The sequence below is a fragment of the Pseudoxanthomonas sp. J35 genome (assembly GCF_000513995.1).
Lineage (GTDB): Bacteria > Pseudomonadota > Gammaproteobacteria > Xanthomonadales > Xanthomonadaceae > Pseudoxanthomonas.
The window spans coordinates 151,739-158,597 of record NZ_AZVB01000008.1 but is presented as its reverse complement, the minus strand read 5'-3'; the positions used below and the strand labels follow the sequence as shown (position 1 = coordinate 158,597).

Sequence of the window (6,859 nt, the reverse complement as noted above, 5' to 3'; positions counted from 1 at the left end):
AACAGTTGTGGCGATATCGCAGCCGCGCCTGGGCGTTACGCGCCTGGAAGCAGTGGAAGCGCCGGGCCCTGCGCAGCGGGCTGGAGCCGCTGAAGATCTTCGTCCGGCGCCTGGAGCCCTACCTGCCCGGCATCCTGGCCCACTGCCGGTGGCCGCTGGGCACCAACCTGGTCGAGGGCATCAACAACAAGATCAAGGTCATCAAGCGCATGGCCTACGGCTTCCGCGATGACGCCTACTTCTTCCTCAAGATCCGGGCGGCCTTCCCCGGAGTTGGGAGATGAACCTTTTTTTTGGTTCTGGCCGGGTCGCCGCCGGCCGCCACGACGAGTAGGCGGCGGCGGGCGACCCGGGCGCAGCGGTCAGCGCGAGAGGCGCTTCTTGCGGGCGGCGAACTGCTCGGCGTCGATCGACTCGACCTTGCCGACCTGGCAGTTCTCGCGCTTGGTCTTGACGATGGTGCCGGTCGCGCACAGGCGGTTGGCGGTGCCGGCGGTGATGATTTCCAGCTTCGAGGTGGTCGGCAGCGAGGCGCAGTCGCCGCGGAAACCGACCAGGTAGTGCTCGTCGCCATCGCGCAGCAGGAAATTCTGGGTGCCGCCCGAGCGGACGATTTCCTGGTTGCCGCCCAGGTCGACGCAGTCGGTGAGGGCGTTGCCATTGGCGGCCGACGCATTGGCAGCGAAGCCGGCGAACATCGCGGCGGCGGCGAGAATGAGCTTCTTGTTCATGGGGAAAGGGTTCTTGGTCCGGTCCGGATTGGACCGCGCACAGGCTATGCGCCGCGCGTCGGCGGCAAATCTGCCTGAGGTGACAATGACCTTGGACACTGCGTCGCAGGTCCCGGTGACTTGCGGCACGCGCTGGCGCCAACCGGCGCAAAGCGCAAGAAAAAAGGCGGCCAGGTGGCCGCCTTTCTTACTACGATCCGGCGCGGTGCGCCAGCCGTCATTTCATGCGGTAGGTGATGCGGCCCTTGGTCAGGTCGTAGGGCGTCATCTCGACCTTCACGCGGTCGCCGGTCAGGATGCGGATGTAGTTCTTGCGCATGCGGCCGGAGATGTGGGCGATGATCTCGTGCCCGTTCTCCAGGCGGACCCGGAAGGTGGTATTGGGCAGCGTCTCGATGACGGTGCCTTCGAACTCGATGGAATCGTCTTTCGACATGCGGTTCCGGTAAGCGCTTCTGGGGCGAAAGCCCGGCATTTTACGCCAGGCTGGCGACAAAGGCAAAAAATGTGTTAACAGGCGCTGGATGGCGCGGCCAGGCCGGCCGCCGCCATGGTGCCGAAAGCCCTGGTCCACGGGCCTTCGCGCCCCGGCTGGCGGACCAGGGTGGCTACCTCGGCCAGGAACCGGGCCCGTGGCCAGGCCTCGGCGCCGAGGGTCTCCAGGTGCGGGTTGGCCACCTGGGCGTCCAGCAGCGGCCAGCCCCATTCGTGCAGGCGCCGCGCCAGCGCCGCCAGGGCGATCTTGGAGCCGCCGGAGCGCGCGCTGAACATGCTCTCGCCGAAGAACATCCGGCCGACCGCGACGCCGTAGATCCCGCCGGCCAGCGCGCCGTCCTCGTCATAGACCTCCACCGAATGGGCGTGGCCCAGCGCATGCAGGCGGCGGTAGGCCTGCTGCATCTCCGGCAGGATCCAGGTGCCGTCCTGGCCGGGGCGGGGGATCGTGGTGCAGCAGGCGACCACCTCCGCGAACGCGGTATCGGCGCGCACCTGCCAGCGGCTGCGGCGCAGTTCACGGCGGAAGCGGCTGGACAGGCGCACGCCGTCGGTGCGGAACACGGTGCGCGGGTCCGGGCTCCACCACAGGATCGGCTGGCCGCGCGAGTACCAGGGGAAGATGCCGTGCCGGTACGCCTGCAGCAGCCGCGGCACGGACAGGTCGCCGCCGATGGCGAGCAGCCCGTCCGGCTCGTCCAGCGCCTGCTCGACGGGAGGGAAGGGCGCGTGCGGGTCGTCCGGCAGTACGAAGGGCAGGCGGTGCATGGCGTCGGATCCGGCGGCTCAGCCCGCCTCGCGGAACGGGCTGTGCCTGGCCAGGGTGGCGGCGTAGCGGCGGGTGGCTTCGCCTTCCTCGGCACACCATTGGCGTAGCGCCGTCCGGAATGCGGGATCGGCGATCCAGTGCCGGCTGCACACGAAGGCAGGGAGGAAGCCGCGGGCGATCTTGTGCTCGCCCTGGGCGCCGGGCTCGAAGCGGGCCAGGCCCTGCTCCAGGCAGTACTCGATGCCCTGGTAGTAGCAGGTCTCGAAGTGCAGCCCCGGCAGCACCGCGTCGCTACCCCAGTAGCGGCCATACAGGGTGCCGGCGCCGCGCAGGCACAGTGCTCCCGCGACGGGTGTCTCGCCAAGATAAGCAAGTATTATCAGTAAGTTGCGCGGAACAGTTCGCGCCAGATGTTCAATGAAATCGCGGGTGAGGGCGGGCGCGTTGCCGTATTCGGCGAAGGTCTGCCGGTAGAAATGGTGGATCGCGTCCAGCTGGGCTTCGGAGGCCTCGTCCCCGTGCAGGCGGCGGAACTCCACGCCGGCACGGGCGACCTTGGCCCGCTCCTGGCGGATGTTCTTGCGGTGGCGGTGGTCCATGGCCGCCAGAAAGGCGTCGAAGCTTTCCCAGCCGCGGTTGCGCCAGTGGTACTGCACGTCGCTGCGCGGCAGCCAGTCTTCGCCGAACAGCGCGTCCTCGGCGTCGGTGTGGAAGTTGACGTGGGCCGAGGGCAGCCCGGCGGCCGCGACGCGTTCGCCGATCGCGGCAAGCAGGGCGCGCCGGGTGGCCTCATCGCGGGCGAGCAGGCGCGGGCCGGTGACCGGGGAGTAGGGCACCGCGAACAGCCACTTGGGGAAGTAGTCCATGCCGTGCCGTGCGTAGGCATGGGCCCAGGCATGGTCGAACACGAACTCGCCGTGGGAGTTGGTCTTCAGGTAACCCGGCGCCGCGGCGGCCAGCCTATCGCCGTCCCACAGGGTGAGATGACGCGGCGTCCAGCCCCAGTCGCGGCGCAGGCAGCCGTACCGCTCCAGACCTTCGAGGAACGCGTAGGAGACGAACGGGTTGCCGCCGTCGTGCAGGGCGTCCCACTGCGGCGCTTCGATCGACGCCAGCGCGTCCAGTTCGCGGACCTGCAGGCTCACGGCCCTGCCCTCATCGCGGTGTCCGGCCCCGGTGCCGGGGTGCGGAAGCGCCTGCCGCGGCGCCAGGCTGCCGCCGCGGCCGGGCAGGCATCAGGCGCCCTTGTCGAGGTAGCGCTCGGCGTCCAGCGCAGCCATGCAGCCGAAGCCGGCGGAGGTGATCGCCTGGCGGTAGTGCTGGTCGGCCACGTCGCCGGCGGCGAACACGCCCTCGACCGAGGTCTGGGTGGCGTTGCCGCCCAGGCCCGAGCGGATTTCCAGGTAGCCGTTGTTCATCGCCAGCTGGCCTTCGAACAGGCTGGTGTTGGGATGGTGGCCGATGGCGACGAAGAAGCCGTGGCACGGGATCTCGCGGGTGCTGCCGTCGAGCGCCGACTTCACCCGCACGCCGGTGACGCCGGCGTCGTTGCCGAGCACCTCGTCGACGGTGTGGTGCCAGACCGGCTCGATCTTGCCGGCCTCGACCTTGGCGAACAGCTTGTCCTGCATGATCTTCTCCGCGCGCAGGGTGTCGCGGCGGTGGACCAGGTAGACCTTGCGGGCGATGTTGGACAGGTACAGCGCCTCTTCCACGGCGGTGTTGCCGCCGCCGACCACGACCACGTCCTGGTCCTTGTAGAAGAAGCCGTCGCAGGTGGCGCAGGCGGACACGCCGCGGCCCTTGAACTTCTCCTCCGAGGGGATGCCCAGGTACTTGGCGGTGGCGCCGGTGGCGATGATCAGGGCGTCGCAGGTGTAGGTGCCGTTGTCGCCGACCAGGGTGAACGGCTTCTTCGACAGGTCGGCGGTGTGGATGTGGTCGAACACGACCTCGGTGTCGAAGCGCTCGGCATGGGCCTGCATGCGCGCCATCAGGTCCGGGCCCATCAGGCCATGGGCGTCGCCCGGCCAGTTGTCGACCTCAGTGGTGGTCATCAGCTGCCCGCCCACCTGCAGGCCGGTGATCACCACCGGCTTGAGGTTGGCGCGGGCCGCGTAGACGGCGGCGGTCCAGCCGGCGGGGCCGGAACCGAGGATGAGCAGGCGCGAGTGCTTGGTGGAGGTCATGCAATCCAAAGGGGGTCAGAAGGCAGCGCATAGAGTGGCGGCCGTACGGGGGCGAATCAAGGCGAACATCCGGACACTGCGTCGTCGGCGCAGGCATGCGCGGTCGCCATGCGGCGCTTCGGAACGCGGGTATGCGCCGCGTCCGCGGGCCGGTAGGATGGGCCGGCAAGCCTTGGGGCAGGGGAGCCCGGCCAGCGCGGACAGCGCTAGGCAATAGTGGACAGAAGCATTTAAGATCAAGGCCTAACATCGCATTCTGCGAGCAACTTCCAGAACCGGAACCCCGTGGCCAAGGCATTGACGGAACGCAGCAAGTCCAGCCGTGGCGCAGCTCCACGCGCCGACGCTTCCGCCGCCGGCGCGCGCCGGCAACGGTTGTGGCGCGACCTGGCGCTGATCGTGATCGCGCCGCTGCTGCTGTACCTGCTGGCCTGCCTGGCCAGTTATTCGCCGGACGATCCGGGCTGGTCGCACAGCGGCAGCCTGACCGCGCCGGTGCAGAACCTGGGCGGCTTCGCCGGCGCGTATATCGCCGACGTGCTGATCCAGCTGTTCGGATACGCCGCCTTCGTGCTGCCGGTGATCCTCGGTGCGGTCGCCTGGATCGCGCTGTTCGGCCTGGGCGAGGAGGATGAGCTCGGGCCGGCGCTGCGCCTGGTCGGCATCGTCGGCTTCCTGATCTCGCTGACCGGCCTGCTGCACCTGCGCCACATCGGCGCGCTCAGCGTGGGCGACCCGGGCCAGGCCGGCGGCGTGATCGGCCAGCTGGTCGGCAAGTCGCTGGCCACCGGCTTCGGCGAGCTGGGCGGCAACATGTTCCTGGTCGTGCTGCTGCTGGTCTCGGTCACCCTGGCCACCGGGCTGTCCTGGTTCTGGGTGATGGAGAAGATCGGCGCCTTCGTGCTGGCGCTGCCGGACCTGGTCCGGCGCAAGACCCAGCAGGCCGAGCAGTGGAAGCGCACCCGCGACCTGCGCGAGGAGCGCGAGGAAACGCGCAAGACCGAGGCGGTGCGCCAGGCGCGCCGCGAGCCGGTGAAGATCGAGCCGCCGGCCGCGCCGGTGGTGGAGAAGAGCGAGCGCGCCAAGCGCGAGACCCAGATCCCGCTGTTCCACGGCGCCGGCGCCACGGCCGACGGCCTGCCGCCGCTGGCCCTGCTCGACGAGCCCAAGCCGCAGGCGCGCGGCTACTCGGAGGAGACCCTCGAGGCGCTGTCGCGGCAGATCGAGTTCAAGCTCAAGGACTTCCGCATCGAGGTGCAGGTGGTCGGCGCCTACCCGGGCCCGGTGATCACCCGCTTCGAGCTGGAGCCGGCACCGGGCGTCAAGGTCAGCCAGATCAGCTCGCTGGACAAGGACATCGCCCGCGGCCTGTCGGTGAAGTCGGTGCGCGTGGTCGACGTGATCCCGGGCAAGTCGGTGATCGGCCTGGAGATTCCCAACACCAGCCGGGAAATGATCTTCCTCTCCGAGCTGCTGCGCTCGAAGGAGTACGACAAGTCCGCCAGCGTGCTGACCCTGGCCCTGGGCAAGGACATCGCCGGCCGTCCGACCGTGGCCGACCTGGCGCGCATGCCGCACCTGCTGGTCGCCGGCACCACCGGTTCGGGCAAGTCGGTGGCGGTCAACGCCATGGTCCTGAGCCTGCTGTACAAGGCCACGCCGAAAGAACTGCGGATGCTGATGATCGATCCGAAGATGCTCGAGCTGAGCGTCTACCAGGACATCCCGCACCTGCTGGCGCCGGTGGTCACCGACATGAAGGAGGCCGCCAACGGCCTGCGCTGGTGCGTGGCGGAGATGGAGCGCCGCTACAAGCTGATGAGCGCCGTGGGCGTGCGCAACCTGGCCGGCTTCAACAAGAAGGTCAAGGACGCCCAGGACGCCGGCCAGCCGCTGATGGATCCGCTGTTCCGGCCGAACCCGGAACTGGGCGAGGCGCCGCGCCCACTGGAACCGCTGCCGTTCATCGTCATCTTCATCGACGAATTCGCCGACATGATGATGATCGTCGGCAAGAAGGTCGAGGAGCTGATCGCACGCCTGGCGCAGAAGGCCCGCGCTGCCGGCATCCACCTGATCCTGGCCACCCAGCGTCCGTCGGTGGACGTCATCACCGGCCTGATCAAGGCCAATATCCCGACCCGCATCGCCTTCCAGGTTTCGAGCAAGATCGACTCGCGCACGATCCTGGACCAGTCCGGCGCCGAGACCCTGCTCGGCCATGGCGACATGCTCTACCTGCCGCCGGGCACGGCGATGCCCGAGCGCATCCACGGCGCCTTCGTCAGCGACGACGAGGTGCACCGGGTCGTCGAGCACCTCAAGGCCAGCGGCCGCGCCGACTACATCGAGGGCGTGCTGGACGAGGTCCAGACCCTGGGCGACGGCGTGGTGGTCGGCGCCACCGGGCTGCCCGAGACCAGCGCCGGCGGCGACGAATCCGACCCGCTGTACGACGAGGCGGTGCGGATCGTCACCGAGACCCGCCGCGCCTCGATTTCCGGCGTGCAGCGCCGGCTGAAGATCGGTTACAACCGCGCCGCACGACTGATCGAAGCGATGGAAGCGGCCGGCGTGGTCAGCGGGCCGGAGCACAACGGCGACCGCAGCGTGCTGGCTCCGCCGCCGCCGCGCGACTGAGCGAGGGCGGGCGCCCGGCGGCATCGACGCCTGTT

General features: G+C 69.2%; 7 protein-coding genes. 2 read left to right on the top strand and 5 right to left on the bottom strand.

Going from position 1 to position 6,859, the window contains the following annotated elements:
* The coding region (locus tag PSEJ35_RS0107005; RefSeq protein WP_028917159.1) for a transposase at positions 1-284 on the top strand (284 nt) is incomplete at its 5' end.
* Positions 285-362: 78 nt separating this feature from the next.
* Here the strand turns inward: PSEJ35_RS0107005 and PSEJ35_RS0107000 are convergent.
* The 5 genes from PSEJ35_RS0107000 to trxB all read right to left on the bottom strand — a co-directional run bounded on the left by PSEJ35_RS0107000 (position 363) and on the right by trxB (position 4,184).
* On the bottom strand, positions 363-731 hold the full coding sequence (locus tag PSEJ35_RS0107000) for a hypothetical protein (protein WP_028917158.1): 369 nt from the start codon (positions 729-731) through the stop codon (positions 363-365).
* A gap of 217 nt (positions 732-948) precedes the next feature.
* On the bottom strand, positions 949-1,167 hold the full coding sequence (gene infA, locus PSEJ35_RS0106995; RefSeq protein ID WP_013535213.1) for a translation initiation factor IF-1: 219 nt from the start codon (positions 1,165-1,167) through the stop codon (positions 949-951).
* A gap of 74 nt (positions 1,168-1,241) precedes the next feature.
* Positions 1,242-1,994 carry a leucyl/phenylalanyl-tRNA--protein transferase gene (gene aat, locus PSEJ35_RS0106990; RefSeq protein ID WP_028917157.1) on the bottom strand — a complete coding sequence of 251 codons (753 nt, stop codon included), beginning with the start codon at positions 1,992-1,994 and terminating at the stop codon, positions 1,242-1,244.
* Between the two features lie 18 nt (positions 1,995-2,012).
* Positions 2,013-3,134 (bottom strand): GNAT family N-acetyltransferase, encoded by a 1,122-nt coding sequence (locus PSEJ35_RS0106985; protein ID WP_037082669.1) that lies wholly within the window; start codon positions 3,132-3,134, stop codon positions 2,013-2,015.
* A gap of 96 nt (positions 3,135-3,230) precedes the next feature.
* A complete protein-coding gene (gene trxB / locus PSEJ35_RS0106980) occupies positions 3,231-4,184 on the bottom strand; it encodes a thioredoxin-disulfide reductase (RefSeq protein ID WP_028917155.1) in 954 nt (317 codons plus the stop codon).
* A gap of 285 nt (positions 4,185-4,469) precedes the next feature.
* Between trxB and PSEJ35_RS0106975 the strand changes: the two genes are divergently transcribed.
* Positions 4,470-6,824: a DNA translocase FtsK gene (locus PSEJ35_RS0106975; RefSeq protein WP_028917154.1), complete on the top strand. Its 2,355-nt coding sequence runs from the start codon at positions 4,470-4,472 to the stop codon at positions 6,822-6,824.
* The last annotated feature ends 35 nt before the right edge of the window (positions 6,825-6,859 follow it).